At 68.6% G+C, this 16,393-nt stretch carries 16 protein-coding genes and 1 riboswitch; of the genes, 9 read left to right on the top strand and 7 right to left on the bottom strand.

The genetic code is table 11. The annotated features are described in order from the left end of the window. Window positions 1-232: 232 nt before the first annotated feature. A complete protein-coding gene (locus ACZLIF_RS02505; RefSeq protein ID WP_065175368.1) occupies window positions 233-1,708 on the bottom strand; it encodes a sensor histidine kinase in 1,476 nt (491 codons plus the stop codon). Beyond that, on the bottom strand, window positions 1,705-2,424 hold the full coding sequence (locus tag ACZLIF_RS02500; protein WP_065182516.1) for a response regulator transcription factor: 720 nt from the start codon (window positions 2,422-2,424) through the stop codon (window positions 1,705-1,707). The genes ACZLIF_RS02505 and ACZLIF_RS02500 overlap by 4 nt, the downstream gene beginning before the upstream one ends. Before the next feature lie 143 nt (window positions 2,425-2,567). Between ACZLIF_RS02500 and msrB the strand changes: the two genes are divergently transcribed. The 4 genes from msrB (at window position 2,568) to ACZLIF_RS02480 (ending at window position 7,264) form a co-directional block, all read left to right on the top strand. Continuing rightward, window positions 2,568-3,146, top strand: coding sequence for a peptide-methionine (R)-S-oxide reductase MsrB (msrB, locus tag ACZLIF_RS02495; protein ID WP_053518289.1), 579 nt, complete (start codon window positions 2,568-2,570; stop codon window positions 3,144-3,146). Next, complete coding sequence (locus ACZLIF_RS02490) at window positions 3,146-4,915, top strand: cytochrome c biogenesis protein DipZ (RefSeq protein WP_128990491.1); 1,770 nt, start codon at window positions 3,146-3,148, stop codon at window positions 4,913-4,915. Before msrB ends, ACZLIF_RS02490 begins: the two co-directional genes overlap by 1 nt. 14 nt (window positions 4,916-4,929) lie before the next feature. Then, window positions 4,930-5,667 (top strand): peptide-methionine (S)-S-oxide reductase MsrA, encoded by a 738-nt coding sequence (gene msrA, locus ACZLIF_RS02485; RefSeq protein ID WP_128990493.1) that lies wholly within the window; start codon window positions 4,930-4,932, stop codon window positions 5,665-5,667. A 154-nt stretch (window positions 5,668-5,821) separates the two neighbouring features. After that, on the top strand, window positions 5,822-7,264 hold the full coding sequence (locus ACZLIF_RS02480; protein ID WP_128990495.1) for an aminotransferase-like domain-containing protein: 1,443 nt from the start codon (window positions 5,822-5,824) through the stop codon (window positions 7,262-7,264). A gap of 34 nt (window positions 7,265-7,298) precedes the next feature. Here the strand turns inward: ACZLIF_RS02480 and bioD are convergent, their stop codons facing one another. Then, on the bottom strand, window positions 7,299-7,985 hold the full coding sequence (gene bioD, locus ACZLIF_RS02475; RefSeq protein WP_128990497.1) for a dethiobiotin synthase: 687 nt from the start codon (window positions 7,983-7,985) through the stop codon (window positions 7,299-7,301). A gap of 67 nt (window positions 7,986-8,052) precedes the next feature. On the opposite strand from bioD, the gene ACZLIF_RS02470 reads away from it, so the two are divergent. After that, complete coding sequence (locus tag ACZLIF_RS02470) at window positions 8,053-8,535, top strand: GAF domain-containing protein (protein WP_053518280.1); 483 nt, start codon at window positions 8,053-8,055, stop codon at window positions 8,533-8,535. Further along, entirely contained in the window at window positions 8,532-8,894 is a 363-nt protein-coding gene (locus ACZLIF_RS02465) for a TfoX/Sxy family protein (RefSeq protein WP_128990499.1), read from the top strand. Before ACZLIF_RS02470 ends, ACZLIF_RS02465 begins: the two co-directional genes overlap by 4 nt. 15 nt (window positions 8,895-8,909) lie before the next feature. Here the strand turns inward: ACZLIF_RS02465 and ACZLIF_RS02460 are convergent, their stop codons facing one another. After that, window positions 8,910-9,488, bottom strand: a complete 579-nt coding sequence (locus tag ACZLIF_RS02460; protein WP_065175373.1) for a histidine phosphatase family protein — start codon at window positions 9,486-9,488, stop codon at window positions 8,910-8,912. 152 nt (window positions 9,489-9,640) lie between these two features. Then, window positions 9,641-9,862, top strand: a riboswitch (cobalamin riboswitch). A 116-nt stretch (window positions 9,863-9,978) separates the two neighbouring features. On the opposite strand from ACZLIF_RS02460, the gene btuB reads away from it, so the two are divergent. Beyond that, entirely contained in the window at window positions 9,979-11,820 is a 1,842-nt protein-coding gene (btuB, locus tag ACZLIF_RS02455; protein ID WP_128990503.1) for a TonB-dependent vitamin B12 receptor, read from the top strand. 27 nt (window positions 11,821-11,847) lie between these two features. Here the strand turns inward: btuB and gph are convergent, their stop codons facing one another. Together gph and ACZLIF_RS02445 are read right to left on the bottom strand one after the other, a co-directional pair. Next, window positions 11,848-12,516: a phosphoglycolate phosphatase gene (gph, locus tag ACZLIF_RS02450; RefSeq protein ID WP_128990505.1), complete on the bottom strand. Its 669-nt coding sequence runs from the start codon at window positions 12,514-12,516 to the stop codon at window positions 11,848-11,850. 62 nt (window positions 12,517-12,578) lie between these two features. After that, the gene (locus tag ACZLIF_RS02445; RefSeq protein WP_065175376.1) at window positions 12,579-13,508 is read right to left on the bottom strand and encodes a LysR family transcriptional regulator; all 930 of its coding nucleotides are present in this window, start codon (window positions 13,506-13,508) and stop codon (window positions 12,579-12,581) included. 109 nt (window positions 13,509-13,617) lie between these two features. On the opposite strand from ACZLIF_RS02445, the gene ACZLIF_RS02440 reads away from it, so the two are divergent. Next, on the top strand, window positions 13,618-14,256 hold the full coding sequence (locus tag ACZLIF_RS02440; RefSeq protein ID WP_128990507.1) for an NAD(P)-dependent oxidoreductase: 639 nt from the start codon (window positions 13,618-13,620) through the stop codon (window positions 14,254-14,256). Between the two features lie 47 nt (window positions 14,257-14,303). After that, on the top strand, window positions 14,304-15,215 hold the full coding sequence (locus ACZLIF_RS02435) for an MBL fold metallo-hydrolase (protein ID WP_111186587.1): 912 nt from the start codon (window positions 14,304-14,306) through the stop codon (window positions 15,213-15,215). Between the two features lie 13 nt (window positions 15,216-15,228). Here the strand turns inward: ACZLIF_RS02435 and dinB are convergent, their stop codons facing one another. Beyond that, complete coding sequence (gene dinB, locus ACZLIF_RS02430; protein ID WP_128990509.1) at window positions 15,229-16,323, bottom strand: DNA polymerase IV; 1,095 nt, start codon at window positions 16,321-16,323, stop codon at window positions 15,229-15,231. Window positions 16,324-16,393: the final 70 nt, after the last annotated feature.

Raw genomic sequence — 16,393 nt, 5'->3', positions numbered from 1 at the left:
GGCAGCCTCAGCCCGAGCCGTCCCATCCCAGTGCGGAGTCCGCACACCGCTGCGTGCCGATAACCCCTCAACGCCGGGCGGATGCCCTTGCGTGCGAAGTAAAGGAGGAGGTGACGGCCACCGGCCGGCGCCGGGGGACATTCGCACGCAAGGGCATCCGCCCGGCGCCACACGGAAAAACGCACATACCTGCGCGAAGGGGCAAACACCGCCACCCGGAAACCAGCTGCGCCTAGGCCACCGCCGCCGACTCCGCCCGCGGCAGCTCGAACACGAACGTCGCCCCTGCCTCACTGTCGCGCAGCGCGATGCTGCGGCCATGCAGCTGCACGATACGTTGCACGATCAGCAGCCCCAGGCCACCGTTCTCGCCCCGTCGCGCCCCCAACGCAGCAGGCGCCTGGAACAGCTGCGCACGCACCGCAGCAGCAACGCCGGGACCGTCATCAGAGACGATCACCTCCACGCTGTCAGCCACCGCGCGCAGCCGCACCTCGATCCGCCCTCCCTCCGGCGCATGGCGCAGGGCGTTGTCGAGCAGGTTGGTCAGCACCCGCTCCACCAGACCCAGGTCCGCACGTACCAACGGCAACCCCTGCGGAAAATCCGCGTGCAGCTGCTGGCCGCGCGCCTGCGCCGCCAGCTCGAATTTCTGCAGCACGTCCTGCAGCAGCTCGGGCAGCGCGAACACCTCCCACTCCAGCCGCACCTCGCCGTGTTCCAGGCGTGCCAGCTCGAACAGCGCGCGCGCCAATCGCCCGACCTTCGCACTCTGCGCCAGGGCAATACCCAGATAGCGCCGGCGCTCCTCCGGCGACAGCGTCGCGTCCTTCAACGCCATCGTCTCAAGGTAGCCATGCAGTGAAGACAACGGCGTGCGCAGATCATGCGAAATGTTGGCCACCAGCTCGCGCCGCTGCAGGTCCTGCTGGCGCAGCTGCTGCCACTGCTCCCCCAACCGCTGCGCCATCTGCGCATGCGCATGTTCGAGGATGACCAGTTCATCGCGCTCGCCCGGCCGCAGCGGGCCGGGCGGCGGCAGCGGCGTCGGCGCATCGATGTCGAATGCCTGGATGCGACGTGTCAGGCGGCGCAGCGGCCGGGTCACCCAGTAGAACGCCACCAGGCCGGCCAGCAGGCCCAGGCTGCCCACCAGCATCACCGACCACAAAGTGGTGTTCCACTGGTTGCTGGCGGCGAGGTCGTCGGCGAGCATCTGCCGGTGCTCGCCCACCAGCACCACGTAGACGTAGCCGGCCTGCCGCCCCTGCACCACCAGCGGCGCCACGCTGAACACCTTGCGACCCTCGCTGCTGCGCGGATCGTCGCCCAGGATCGGCAGCGGCGCGCCCGCCAGCAGACGGCGCAGCGGTGCCACGTCCACGCGGTTGCGCATCAGGTGCCCGCTGGGTGCGTCGTGGCCGAGAATGCGGCCCTGGTCGTCCAGCAGGTACACCTCGACGCTGGGGTTGACCGCCATCAGTTGTCCGAACAGCGCACGCACCGCCGCATCGCGCATGCCGCTGGTATCCATCAGCTCACTGCGCTGCGCGATGTGCTCGGCCAGCCCCAGCGACAGCCGCTGCACGACTTCCTGCTCGTGCCGTGTGTTCGAGCGCATCTGCAGCGCCAGCAGCGCCATGCAGCACATCAGCATCAGCGCCGCGATCACCGCCGCCAGCTTCTGCCACAGGTTCGGCCGGATCATGCCGCCGCTCCGGCCGGGTCCACCAGCTTGTAGCCCCGGCCCCAGACCGTCAGCAACCGCCGCGGGTTGGCCGGATCCGTTTCGATCTTGCTGCGCAGGCGGTTGATATGGGTATTGACCGTATGCTCATAGCCATCGTGCTGGTAGCCCCAGACCTGGTTGAGCAGTTCCATCCGCGCGAACACCTGGCCGGGATGGCGCGCGAAGAACAGCAGCAGGTCGAACTCGCGCGGCGTCAGTTCCAGCGGCCTGCCATCCACGTCGGCAGTACGCGCGACCGGGTCCAGCTGCAGTCCTCCCAGCTCGATGGCACCGGCATCGATGCGCGCGTTCTGCGCCATGGCCTCGGCGCGACGCAGCAGGGCACGCACGCGCGCCACCAGCTCCGGCATGGAGAATGGCTTGGCCAGATAATCGTCGGCGCCGAGTTCCAGGCCGACGATACGCTGGGTTTCGCTGCCGCGTGCACTGATGATGATGATCGGGACATAGCGCGCCATCGCCCGTGCGCGCTGGCAGACCTGCAGGCCATCGACACCGGGCAGCATCACGTCCAGCACCAGCGCGTCCCACGGGCCTTCCTGTTCGAGCAGGCGCAGCCCGCCATCACCGCTGTCGGCGTGGGCGACCTCATACCCCTCATCGCCCAGGTGCATGCGCAGCAAGTCGGCGATGTGGGCATCGTCTTCAACGATCAGGACACGTTTCGGGGACATCGGCAGCTCGGGCCAGGGGGGAGGCTGAGCGCATTGTGGCGCGGGATCGCCGCCGATACCTCACGAAAAATTGAATCCTGCGTGAGGATTCGTTGACCGGAGCAGGCGCAGCATGGCCCCGTCGCCCCTTCCCGGAGTCCGCCATGCCCCTCACCCGCCGCCATCTGCTGGGTCTGGGCGGTATCGCCACCACCGCCGGCCTGCTCGGTCTCGGGGCCTGCAGCCGCGCCGCGCCAGCGGCAGCAGAAACGCGCCCTGCGCGACAGTTCGAGATCATGCGCAGTGATGCTGACTGGCGCCAGCGGCTGACCCCGGCCCAGTACGCAGTGCTGCGCCAGCAGGCGACCGAACGCCCTTGGAGCAGCCCGCTCAACAAGGAACACCGGCAAGGCACGTTCACCTGCGCCGGCTGTGCGCTGCCGCTGTTCTCTTCGTCCACCAAGTTCGAGAGCGGTACTGGCTGGCCCAGCTTCTGGGCACCGTTGCACAACGCTATCGGTGAGGACCGCGACGTCACCTTTGGCATGCTGCGGGTGGAAGTGCATTGCCGCCGCTGCGGCGGCCATCTGGGCCATGTCTTCAACGACGGCCCACGCCCTACCGGCCTGCGCTACTGCATGAACGGCGCGGCGCTGGCCTTCCAGCCCGGACCTGCCGCGCATGACAGCGATGCGGGCTGGCGCGTGCCGGTGGGATCGTCCCCTGCTTCTGGAGCCCGATGATGCTGCTGTTGCTGCTTGCCTATCTTGGCGGTGTGCTGACCCTGCTCAGCCCCTGCATCCTGCCGGTGCTGCCATTCGTATTCGCGCGTGCTGACCGCCCGTTCCTGCGCAGCACCCTGCCGCTGCTGCTGGGCATGGCGCTGACCTTCACCCTCGTCGCCAGCCTGGCGGCGGTCGGCAGCCAGTGGATGGCGCAGGCCAACCAGATCGGTCGCTGGATCGCCCTGCTGCTGATGGCGCTGTTCGCGGTGGCGTTGCTGTGGCCCGCACTGGCAGACCATCTGCTGGCGCCGTTGCAGCGTGTCGGCGCGCGGTTGAGCGCACGCGCGGACGCTGCCGATGCCGCCGGGCGCGGCGGTGCCTGGACGTCGCTGCTGATCGGCATCGCCACCGGCCTGCTGTGGGCCCCGTGCGCGGGCCCGATCCTTGGCCTGGTACTGACCGGGGCTGCGCTGCATGGCGCCAGCGCCAGCACCAGTACGCTGCTGCTTGCCTACGCGCTGGGTGCGGTCACCGCGCTGGCATTGGCGGTCTGGATCGGCGGCCGGGTGTTCCGCGCCCTGCAGGCACGGCTGGGGCTGGGCAATCTGCTCCGCCGCGTGCTCGGCGTCGCTGCGCTGCTGGCGGTCGTGGCCATTGCCCTGGGCTGGGACACCGGCCTGCTGACCCGGCTGTCCACCGTCAGCACCGCGCGTATCGAGCAGGGCCTGCTCGATGCGGTACCCGGCGCGCAGCCTTCCGCTCCACCGATGATGATGATGGGCCCGGCCACTGCAGGCAGCGAGGCACCGCTGCCGGTGGAAGGCACGCTGCCCGCCCTGGACGGCGCCACCGGCTGGCTCAACAGCCCACCGCTGGACGCCGCCCAGCTGCGCGGCAAGGTGGTGCTGATCGACTTCTGGACCTATTCCTGCATCAACTGCCTGCGTGCGATGCCGTTCGTGCACGAGTGGCAGCGGCGCTACCGCGATCACGGCCTGGTGGTGATCGGTGTGCACACCCCCGAGTTCGCCTTCGAACGCGACCCGCGCAACGTCATGAAGGCCGTGCAGCAGTTGAAGGTCGACTATCCCGTCGCGCTGGACAACCAGTACGCGATCTGGCGTGCGTTCAACAACCGCTACTGGCCCGCGCACTACTTCGTCGATGCGCAGGGCAACATCCGCGGCCATCAGTTCGGCGAGGGCAACTATGCGCGTTCGGAGCAGGTGATCCGCCGCCTGCTGGCCGAAGCCGGCCAGACCCGGCTGCCACCGCCGGCCGATCCGGCCGCAGCGGACCTGAAGGGCGTGGCCGCGCAGGCGGACATGGGCAACCTGCGCTCGCCGGAGACCTACCTGGGGCATGCGCGCGCCGAGCAGTTCGCCTCGCCAGGCGGGCAACGTGCGGACACGGCATTCGACTACGCGCTGCCACCCGCGCTGGCGCTGAACCAGTGGGGCCTGTCCGGCCGCTGGATCATCGACGACGAGGCGGCACGGCTGCAGCAGCCCGGAGGACGCATCGCCTTCCAGTTCCATGCCCGCGATCTGCATCTGGTGCTCGCGCCACGCCAGGACGGCACGCCGGTGCGCTTCCGCGTCTGGCTGGATGGTCGGCCGTTGCCCGCGGCCGACGCCGGCAGCGACGTTGGCAGCGATGGCAGCGGCGTGATCGACGAACACCGTCTGTACCAGCTGGTGCGCCAGCGCGGCGCCGTCGCGCCACACCGCTTCGAGATCGAATTCCTCGATGCCGGCGCCCAGGCCTACGCCTTCACCTTCGGTTGATCCGGGAGGACACGATGAAGATTTCGTTCGAACAGGGGATCGCCGCCGGCATTGCCGGGCTGGTCGCTACCGCATTGATTGCCGGGGTACTGCTGGTTGATCACGGTGCCATCGCCGCGCCGCTCGAGCGCAGCGCACAGGTGCAGGTGTTGCCTGCGCCCGCCGGTGAAGCCGCATTCCGCGATGACGGCACGCACGCCAGCGTAGTGTTTGCCGGCGGCTGCTTCTGGGGCGTGCAGGGCGTGTTCCAGCACGTCAAGGGCGTGAGCAACGCAGTCTCGGGCTACGTCGGCGGCAGCGCGGCGGATGCGCGCTATGAGCGTGTCAGCAGCGGACGCACCGGCCACGCCGAGGCGGTGAAGGTCGACTACGACCCGCGCCAGGTGAGCTACGGCCAGCTGATGCAGGTGTTCTTCTCGGTGGTGCATGACCCGACCCAGCTCGACCGGCAAGGCCCGGACCATGGCAGCCAGTACCGCTCGGCGATCTTCGTCGATGACCCGCGCCAGCAGGCGGCCAGCCGTGCCTACATCACCCAGCTGGGCCAGGCCGGAAGCTATCGCGCGCCCATCGTCACCCAGGTGGGGAGCGGCCAGCGCTTCTATCCGGCCGAGAGCTACCACCAGAACTACATGAGCAACTATCCGCAGGCGGCCTACATCCGCTACTACGATGCTCCGAAGCTGGCAGCACTGGGCAGGCAGTTCCCTGCCCTGTATCGCCGGGATCCGGTGCTGGTGCCGATGCGTTGACTGCATGGTGCGCCAGCCCATGCAAAAAAAAGGGGCGCGCGGCCATCCAGCCGCGCGCCCTTGAAATATCGGCGGGCACCGATCAGGCCCTGCCGACGAGGACATGCTAGGCTCGGAATCCTCATGGGTACAGCACCAGATGCGGCCGGAACCGATGGATACAGATCAACGCAGCAGCGCGTCCGCTCCTCGCTACCAGCGGCTGTCCGATGAGCTGGCCGAGGCCATCCAGGGAGGGCGCCTGCCGGTCGGCAGCCGCCTGCCATCGCTGCGGCAGATGGCAGCACAGCGTCAGCTCAGCCTCAATACGGTGATCGCCGCCTACCGCCAGCTGGAAGACGCCGGCCTGGTGGTTCCGCGGCCAAAGGCAGGTTTCGAAGTGGCGCCGCGACTGTCAGTGCCGCAACGGTCGCTGCGCGATGCGCCGTCGGCCCCCACCGCGCCGTTGCAGCAGGTGCTGATGGCACGCGTGCTGGAGGCGCAACGCCGTTCCGGGGTGATCGACCTCGCCTTCGCCGGGCCACGCGGGCGCCAGTTCTATCCTGGCGCCCAGCTGGCCCGGCACACCGCCCAGGTATTGCGCCACGGCCAGCAGACGGTCGAAACCTACGCACGCCCCAATGGCTCGCCGCGGCTGCTGGCGCAGATCGTGCGGCGCGGCCCGCGCATGGGCCTGCACACGCACAGCGATCGCCTGCTGCTGACCCACGGTGCGATGGAGGCGCTGCAGCTGGCACTGCGTGCGGTGACCCAGCCCGGCGATTCAGTGGGTATCGAAGCACCGTCGTACTTCAACCTGTATCCGCTGCTGGCCAACCTGGGCCTGCAGGCCATCGAACTGCCGACGCATCCGCAACAGGGCCTGGACGTCGATGCGTTGGAGGCGATGCTGGAGCACACACCGCTGGCCGCGCTGGTGCTGATGCCGACCGTGCACAATCCATTGGGCTGCACCATGCCGGTGGCGGCCAAGCAGCGTCTGGCCGAGCTGGTCAACGCGCGGCAGCTGCCGCTGATCGAGGATGCCGTGTACGCGGAACTGCAGTTCTGCGAGCCACCTGCGCCGCTGCTGAAGGCCTTTGACCGCGACGGCTGGGTGATGGTGGTCGGCGGTTTCTCGAAGACGCTGGCCCCGGACTATCGCATCGGCTGGCTCGACGGCGGGCGCTTCGCTGAACGCATCGCCCTGCTGAAGTTCCAGTCCACGGGCGGCGAGCCGCAGTTGCTGGGTGATGCCGTGGCCGCGTACCTGGAAGGGAGCGGATACGAACATCACCTGAACCGCATGCGGCGCCTGTATCGCGAGCAGGTGGGACGGCTGCGCCAGCTGGTGGCCGAGCATTTCCCGCCCGGCACACGCGCTACGGAACCACAGGGCGGCTTCCTGCTGTGGCTGGAACTGCCGGGCGTGGACACCCGCGCACTGTTCGAGCGGGCGCTGGAAGAGGGCATCGTGTTCATGCCGGGCCAGGTGTATTCGCGCGGTCCGCGCTACCGGCATTGCCTGCGGCTGTCGTGCTGCCAGACCTTCGACGCACGTTTCATCGCCGCCGTGGAGCGCCTGGGAGCGCTCGCGCGGGAGCTCGCGGCCGGTTGATCGCAACCGGTCGCAGGCTCTGCTCTACAGGAACTCAGCCATCATGCAGGTGCATGGCCAGCGCGTGAGCATCGGCGCCCGGCAGGTGCGGCAGCCGTCCCCAGCATGGCATCGGCAACCGCTGCACCAGCGTCGCCACGTTCTCGTCCTGGCGCTGCATGGCCGGATCGATGTGATTGCCGATCCAGCCCAGGCACTCCACGCCGCTGGCCTGCAACGCCTGCGCGGTCAATCTCGCGTGGTTGACGCAGCCCAGCCGCAGGCCGACCACCAGCACGATCGGCAGACGCAGTGCACGCACGATGTCGAGCTGGTCCAGGTGGATGGAGACCGGCGCCAGCCATCCCCCTACGCCTTCCACCACCACCACGTCGGCGGTGGCACGCAGGCGCTCGAACGCGGCGACGATCGGTGCCAGGGCGATGTCCACCCCGTCCTCGGCGGCCGCCAGCTCGGGGGCGATCGGCTGCCGCAGGGCATAGGGATTCACGTCGACGTAGTCCGGCACCGGCCGACTGGCTGCCTGCAGCGCCAGCGCATCCTCGTTGCGCAGGCCCTGCCCCAGATCCTGACTGCCACTGGCCACCGGTTTCATTCCGACCGCTCGCAGGCCACGCCGGCGCAGGGCGTGCAGCAGCGCGGTGCTGGCCGCCGTCTTGCCGATCTCGGTATCGGTGCCGGTGACGAACAGCGCGGATGGCAGGGCAGCGGGCAACGGCATCGAAGGCTCCAGCGGGGCAACAGAGCGTGCATTATCGCTGGCCCGGCACGCTTGCTAGACTGCGGTCATGTTCGCCAACGCCTCGCTCACCGGCAGCAAGCCGGAACAATACGCCCAGCTGCTTGAACAGGCCCGTGGCCTGGTCCATGGAGAGTCTGACCGCATCGCCAACGCGGCCAATCTCTCGGCGCTGGTCTTCCACGCCCTGCCCGACCTGAACTGGGTGGGTTTCTATCTCTACGATGGCCAGGAGCTGGTGGTCGGCCCGTTCCAGGGGCTGCCGGCCTGCGTGCGCATTCCGCTGGACAAGGGCGTGTGTGGTGCCGCGGCCCGCCAGCGCGTGACCCAGCGCGTCGACGATGTCGATGCCTTTCCGGGCCACATCGCCTGCGACTCGGCCTCCCGCTCGGAACTGGTCGTTCCGCTGCTGCGCGGCGATGAACTGATCGGAGTCTTCGACATCGACAGCCCGAAGACCGGTCGCTTCGATGCCGATGACCAGGCCGGACTGGAAGCCATCGCGCGCGTGTTCGTCGAGGCGTTGGGATGAGTGCGCCGAAGCTGCGCAACATCGGTCCGAAAAGTGCGGCATGGCTGCGCCAGGTCGGTCTGCGCAGCCGTGACGATCTGGCCGCCGTCGGCGCGGTGGGTGCCTTCGTCAAGGTCAAGCGCGCCGGCTTCAAGCCCAGCCTGAACCTGCTCTACTCGCTGGAAGGCGCCCTGCTGGACTGCCATTGGCAGGAACTGGGCGAGCCGCAGCGCGAGGCGCTGGTGCAGGACTACGAAGCGCGCATCGCCGCGCACCCGCTGAAGGCGGCCGGCCCGGCCTCGGGGCCGGTGCACGAGCAGCGATTCGACGCAGACGACGACGCAGAAGAAAACGTGGCCGGAAGCGCCGACGAGGACTGATCGGCGCCGGCCGGATCAGGGCTGCTGCAACTCCAGCAGCTCGCCCACCAGGCCTGCCTCGCCACGCTCCAGCCTGACCCGCAGGCGCGTACCGTGGTCGATGCGCAGCGCCCAGCACAGCGACATCGGCAGGCCGCAGACCTGTGACAGCACCATGCGCAGCGGGCCACCGTGGCTGACCACGACGGTCGGCAGCGGGTCGTCATCGTCGAGCAGGCGGTCGAGCGCACGCGCGATGCGCCGCTCGAAGTGCCCCCAGCTTTCGCCGTTGGGCGGCGGATACGCATGCGGATCAGCATGGAATGCCGCCAGCGCCTGCTCCGGCAGGTCGAACAGTGCCTGCCCGTCCCAGTCGCCGAAGTCGAGTTCTTCCCACTCCTCGTCCGCATCCACGTCCAGCCCGCGCGGGGTGGCCAGCGCCATCGCTGTGTGCAGTGACCGCAGGCGGGGCGAGCTGATCACCCGCTCCCAGGGCTGCGTGGCGTAGGCCTCCACCAGTTCCTGTGGCAGGCGGGCCAGCTGCGGTGGATCGCTGCGGCCATCGAGGTACTCGTCGCGACCGTTGCCGGCGTGGCGGACCAGGTCGAGGATCATGCATGCGTCCTGTGCAGGCAACGCGGGGACAGCGGAAAACGGGCGGACATCGGCAACGGCACCACGGGATCAAGCAGCAATTCTAGTGGCTGGGGATCATCAGCTCCACAGACATTGCCGCATATGCGCCGCACCGGGCATGCCGATGCCGTAGACTGCGCGCACTTCCAGGTGACCTGCGGCATGGCCGGCAGGTTGAAACGGGAAGCCGGTGACGCGTGAACCCACGCCATGCCGGCGCTGCCCCCGCAACGGTAAGCACGTCAGTTCCAGGCAAGACCGCCACTGTGCCAACAGCATGGGAAGGCGCCTGGACGGTGGCCTCGCGCCGCCTGGCGGCAAGCCCGGAGACCGGCCCGGAAGCCTCAGGTCGCGATGCGGTGGGCATGGCGCTGGATGTCCGCAGCACTGCCTGCGGCATCGGCGCTTGCCTGCCTCCGCGGCTCCTCCCCTTCGCCACGCGGGCGTGCGTGGCACCTGGAGTCCCCCGATGAAGCTGCAGTCCCGATTGCTTTCCCTGGCCGTATTGGCCGCCCTGCCCGCGTTGGCCCAGGCCGATGATGGCGCCCGCGCGCTCGATCCCATCCTGGTCACGGCCACCCGCACCCCCATCGCCCTGCAGGACAGCATCGCGCCTGCGCAGGTGATCGACCGGACGCAGATCGAGTCCAGCCAGGCCACTTCGCTGCAGGACCTGCTGCGTGGCCGCGCCGGCATCAACCTCACCAACGCCGGCGGCCTGGGCAAGCAGAGCTCGCTGTTCCTGCGCGGCACCAACTCCGGCCACACGGTGGTGCTGGTCGACGGCGTGCGCATCAACAGCGCCGATCTCGGCCTGGCGATGATCCAGGACCTGCCGCTGGCGCAGATCGAACGCGTGGAGATCGTGCGCGGCCCGCAGTCCAGCCTGTATGGCGCCGACGCCATCGGCGGTGTGATCCAGATCTTCACCCGCCGCAACCAGGGCGACTTCGCGCCACATCTGCAGCTGGGCGGTGGCAGCAATGGCCTGCGTGAGGCCAGCGGCGGCATCGGTGGCAGCAGCGAACGCGGCTGGTTCGGCGCCGACATCGCCTACCAGCATTCCGATGGCATCGACGCCTGCCGGGGCTCGGCCACGCTGTTCACCGGCTGCTTCGCCGACGAACCCGACCGCGACGGCTACCGCAACCTCTCCAAGAGCCTGCGCGGCGGCTACAACTTCAACGAGCAGTGGACGGTGGAGGGCAGCGCGCTGCGCGCCGACGGCCAGAACCACTACGACGGCTACTACAACTACTCCGAGACGCGCCAGCAGGTACTGTCCGGCAAGGTCCGCTACACGCCGGCCGAACGGCTGGTGCTGACCGCCAACGTCGGTCGCAGTGACAACGAATCGGACAACGTCGGCGCGGACGACGTGCATGGCAGCGCGCAGACGCATCGTGACAGCGCGTCGCTGCAGGGCGACTTCGGCGTGGCCGAAGGCCAGCTGCTGAGTGCCGGTGTGGACTGGAGTGAGGACAACCTGGGCGGCAGCAGTGCCGGCTATCGTGTCGACAGCCGTCGCAACACCGGTGTGTTCGTGCAGTACCAGGGGCGCTTCGGCCGGCACCAGTTGCAGGCCAGCGCGCGCAACGATGACAACGAGCAGTTCGGCAACCATGCCACCGGCAGCGTCGGCTGGGCGATGGAGCTGGATCACGGCCTGCGCATCAACGCCAGCTACGGCACGGCCTTCAAGGCACCCACCTTCAGCGACCTGTATGACCCGTGGAGTGGCGTGCCGACGCTGGATCCTGAGAAGTCGAAGAGCGCCAACCTGGGCCTTTCGCAGCAGGGCCAGGGCTGGCGCTGGGGCCTGGATGTGTACGAGACCCGCATCGATGACCTGATCACCTACGATGCAGCCACCTTCAGGATGCAGCAGGTGGAGAAGGCGCGCATCCGCGGTGCCGAACTGACCGGCGGTGTCGTGCTGGCCGGTTTCGACATCGCTGCACAGCTGAGCTACACCGACCCGCGCAACCGCACGAACGGCAGCAGCCAGTTCGACAACTGGCTGCCGCGCCGTGCACAGCAGACGGCACGGCTGGATGTGGATCGCCGTTTCGGCGCATTCCGTGCCGGCCTGACCGTACAGGGTGCGGGCAAGCGCTATGACGATGCCGCCAACACGGTGAAGGTCGGCGGCTATGGCACGCTGGATCTGCGCGCCGAGTACGCGCTCACGCCCTCGTGGTCGCTGCTGGCCCGGGCAACCAATGTGTTCGACCGCAGGTACGAGACCGTGGCGTGGTTCAACCAGCCGGGCCGCGAGTATCAGCTGAGCGTGCGCTACCAGCCGAAATGAGCAGGCGCGCCGGGCGCAGGCCCGGCGCTATACCGGGATGCGCGCGGCCAGGCCCGGCAGTTCGCGCAGATCGTCGATCACCGCCACCGCAGCTGCGGTGGCCAGGTCCAGGCCACGCGGATAACCGTAGCGCACCAGCACGATCGGCATTCCCGCGTCTTCCGCCGCGCGGTAGTCGGTCAACGAATCACCCACCATCAGGCATGCATCCACCGGCACGCCGAAGTGTGCCGCGATGTGCCGCAGTGGTTCGCCGCTGGGCTTGCGCTGCGGCAGCGAATCGCCGCCCAGCACCAGCGCGAACGCATCGCCGATGCCCAGATGCTGCAGCAGCAGCGGCACCAGCGCTGCAGGCTTGTTGGTGCAGATGGCCAGCGGCACAGCGCGTTCCCGCAGCTGCGCCAATGCTTCGGCCACACCGTCGAACAGGCGTGGGCTGCGCAGCAGGCACTCACGGTAATGCACCATGAACACCGGCATGACCTCGGCCAGATCGACCTGCCGCCCTGCGGCATGCACGGCCTGCTCGACCAACCGGCGGACACCGTCGCCAATCCAGCCCAGCACGGTGGCTTCCGGCACACGGGCCAGGCCGATGTCCTCCAGCGTGCGGTTCAGGGCTTCGGCGATATCGGCGGCGCTGTCGACCAGCGTGCCATCGAGGTCGAATACGACCAGCGGATAGGGATACGACACGCAACGCACCTGTACGACGTGGGGCCGCTCATTGTATGCCGTGTGCGCATCGCACCGGGATGTCATGCAGGTTCCACACGCGCCGGTCGCCAGTCCAGATCCTGGAAGGCCGGGCTGGCGAAACACTCGCCCAGGAAGTCGAGGAACCGCCGCATGATCGCCGACTGCTGGCGACGCGATGCGTACACCGCATGAATGCCCAGCTCGTCCAGGGTATACGCCGGCAGCAGTTCCACCAGCTCGCCACTGCGCAGCAACGGCGCCACCTGGTAGGTGGGCAGCATCGCAATGCCGGCGCTGGCGCGAACGGCTTCCAGCAGCAATGACGCTTCGTTGGCGCTGATGTTGCCGCCCACCGCCACCGACTGCGAACGTCCGTCGCGGTGCAGGTGCCACAGGCTCTTGCCCACGTAGTGATGGGTCAGGCAGTTGTGTGCGGCCAGATGTTCCGGGGCGGTCGGCGTGCCGCGCACCTCCAGGTAACCGGGCGTGGCGCACAGCACCGAGCGGCATGTGGCCAGACGTCGCGCGATCAGGCTGGGGTCGATCTGCCGGGCGATGCGTACCGCCAGATCCACCCGCTCCTCGACCAGATTCACCGTGCGATCGACCAGCAGCAGTTCGATGCGCGCCGCCGGATGACGCTTGACGAAGTCGGCGACGGCGCGCGCCAGATGGCTCTGCCCGAACGAGACACTGGCGGTCACCCGCAGCGTGCCATGCGGCTCGGGATCGTCGCTGGCCAGTTCGCCCTGCAGCGCCTCGCCGATCTCCAGCATCTGCCGGAAGCGCGCCAGCGCCGCCTCCCCCGGGCCGGTTAGGCTGACCCGGCGCGTGGTCCGGTGCAGCAGGCGCGCCCCCAGCCACGCCTCCACCTCGGCGAGGTAACGGGTGACCATCGCCCGCGACATGTCCAGCACCTCAGCGGCGGCCGTGAGGCTGCCGCGCTCGGCCACCTCGATGAATACGGTCATGGCGGTCAGTCGATCCATCTGCTCGATTCATGCAACAAACAAGCGCGTTATACGCTGTTTTTCGGACAATTACAGCGTCCTACAGTGGCCCCGTCGTCTTCCCCTCCCCTTGCTTATGGAGTTCGCCATGAAAATCGCCCTCGTCGGTGCCACCGGCAACATCGGCCGCCAGATCGCGCGCCACGCGCTGGCCGCCGGCCACGAATTGACCCTGATCGTGCGCAGCACGCAGGACCTGCCGGCGGAGCTGGCCGGGGCCCATCCGGTGATCGCCGCGCTGGATGATCCCGACGCGCTGGCCGCGGCCATCGCCGGCCACGACGTGCTGGCCAGCGCCTACGGGCCACGTCCGGGCGATGACATCAGCCGCGTCGGCGAAGTGGCCGGACAGCTGGCAGCCGCGGCACGCAAGGCCGGGGTGCCGCGCCTGGTCGTGGTCGGCGGTGCCGGCAGCCTGGAAGTGGCACCGGGTGTCCAGCTGGTCGATACACCGGATTTCCCGGAGGCATACAAGCCTTATGCGCTGGCCCACCGCGAAGCACTCAAGCGCCTGCAGACGGTAGACGACCTCGACTGGACCTTCTTCTCGCCGGCCGCGGAAATCGGACCGGGCGAAGAGCGTGGCCAGTACCGCGTGCAGGCCAAGGCCTTCCTCGCCGACGCCAGCGGCCACAGCCGCATCAGCTACGCCGACTATGGCGCTGCCTTCGTGGCGGAACTGGAGGCGCATGCCTACCCGAAGCAGATCATCACTGCGGCGTACTGATCGACCTACATGCCGGGCATGGCCCGGCGCTGCACAAGGAGTTCCGCATGCGTTCCGTTGCCCTGCTGCTTCCGCTTGCACTGGTCACCAGCTTCGCCAGCGCCCCGCTGCTGGCCGCGCCGGCTGCCCCGGCGCCGGCCACGGCGGCGAAATCACAGTTGCACCTGCAGTACTTCCATCCTGGCCCGCAGGCGATGTTCTCCGTGTCATCGGTGCTGATCGAAGGCCGCCACGATGCGATCCTGGTCGACGCGCAGTTCGCGGCCAGCGACGCGCGCAGGCTCGTCGAGCTGATCCGTGCCAGCGGCAAGCAGCTGACCACGATCTACATCAGCCATGGCGATCCGGATTACTACTTCGGCCTGGCCACGCTGCAGGACGCCTTCCCGCACGCACGCATCGTCGCCACGGCGCAGACCGTGGCCCACATCCAGCAGACCCACGCCGGCAAGCGTGCCTACTGGGGCCCGAAGATGGGGGCCGACGCACCGGCGCGCATCGTTGTGCCGCAGGTGCTGGAGGGCGACGCGCTGCTGCTGGAAGGGCAGCGCCTGCCCTTGATCGGACTCGATGGCCCCACGCCGGACCGCAGCGTGCTGTGGGTGCCTTCACTGCGCGCGATCGTCGGTGGCATCCCCGTGGTCGCCGGCGAGCATGTGTGGATGGCCGACACGCAGACCCCGAAGTCGCATGCCGACTGGCTGCAGACCCTGCAGCGACTGCAGGCACTGAAGCCGCAGGTGGTGGTACCGGGCCATTACGCGCAAGGGGCGGCGCTGGACGCCAGTGCGCTGCGCTTCACCGCCGGGTACATCCGTGCGTTCGACGCGGAAGCGGCCAAAGCGAAGGACAGCCAGGCGCTGGTGAAGGCGATGCAGGCGCGTTACCCGCGGCTGGAGGGCGTGGAGTCGCTGCAGCTGAGCGCGAAGGTGGCCAAGGGCGAAATGCAGTGGCCGTGAGGCAGGACCGCGGTCAGGGGCGGTGCGGATCGTTCGACGCCTGCTCGAACAGCTCCCCCTGCACCACCGGTTCCTTGTCGCGGAAACCGCCCAGGCCGACGCCCACCAGGCGATAGCGCGTGTCGGCCGGCAGGTCCACGCGCGCGCGCAGCGCCAGCGCGGCATCGCGCAGCTCCTCCATCGATTCCGGCGGGCGGTCCGGGGTGAAGCTGCGGGTAAGGATGCGGAACTGCGCCGTCTTCAGCTTCAGCACCACGGTGTGGCCCACGCGTTCCGTCCGGCGCGTGGCGTTCCAGGTTTTCTCTGCCAGCTGCACGATGGCCTCGCCCAGGTCTTCAAGCAGCAGGTCCTCGGCAAAGGTGTCCTCGGAAGAGATCGACTGCACCGGCTGGTCCGGCTCCACCGGCCGTTCATCGACGCCGCGTGCACGGTTGTAGAGGCTGCGGCCGAAGCTGCCGAACGCGTCTTCCAGATCCGCCAGCGCCCATTGCCGCAGGTCACCGCAGGTGATGATGCCGTGCGCCGTCAGTTTGCCTTCCATCACCTTGCCCACGCCGGGCACGCGGCTGACCGGCAGCGGCGCCAGGAATGCGTCCACCCGTTGCGGTGGAATCACGAACTGGCCATCGGGCTTGCGCCAGTCCGAGGCGATCTTGGCCAGGAACTTGTTCGGCGCGATGCCCGCTGAAGCGGTCAGCTGGGTCTCGTCGCGGATCTGTGCGCGGATCGTGCGTGCGATCTCGGTTGCCAGCTCGATGCCACTTTTCGGCTCGGTCACGTCCAGATAGGCCTCATCCAGCGACAGCGGCTCGACCAGGTCGGTATGGCGCAGGAAAATCTCGCGCACCTGGCGCGACACGGCCGCGTAACGCGCGAAGTCCGGCGGCACGAAGATCGCGTCCGGGCACAGGCGCTCGGCACGCATCGCCGGCATCGCCGAACGCACGCCGAACACGCGCGCTTCGTAGGACGCCGCGCATACCACCGAGCGCGCACCGCGCCACGCCACCACCACCGGCCTGCCGCGCAGTGAGGGATCGTCGCGCTGCTCCACCGACGCGTAGAAGGCGTCCATGTCGACGTGGATGATCTTGCGCAGTCGGGTCATGTCAGGTGTACGGGGCGGGTTCGGCGTGGGTGGGCCACACGCCGAGGTATGGTCGTTGCACATCAACAGG

Source organism: Stenotrophomonas sp. 2201_Sma, from assembly GCF_056486685.1.
Note: the sequence above shows the minus strand (reverse complement) of the source record. Positions and strands in the feature narration are given on the sequence as shown.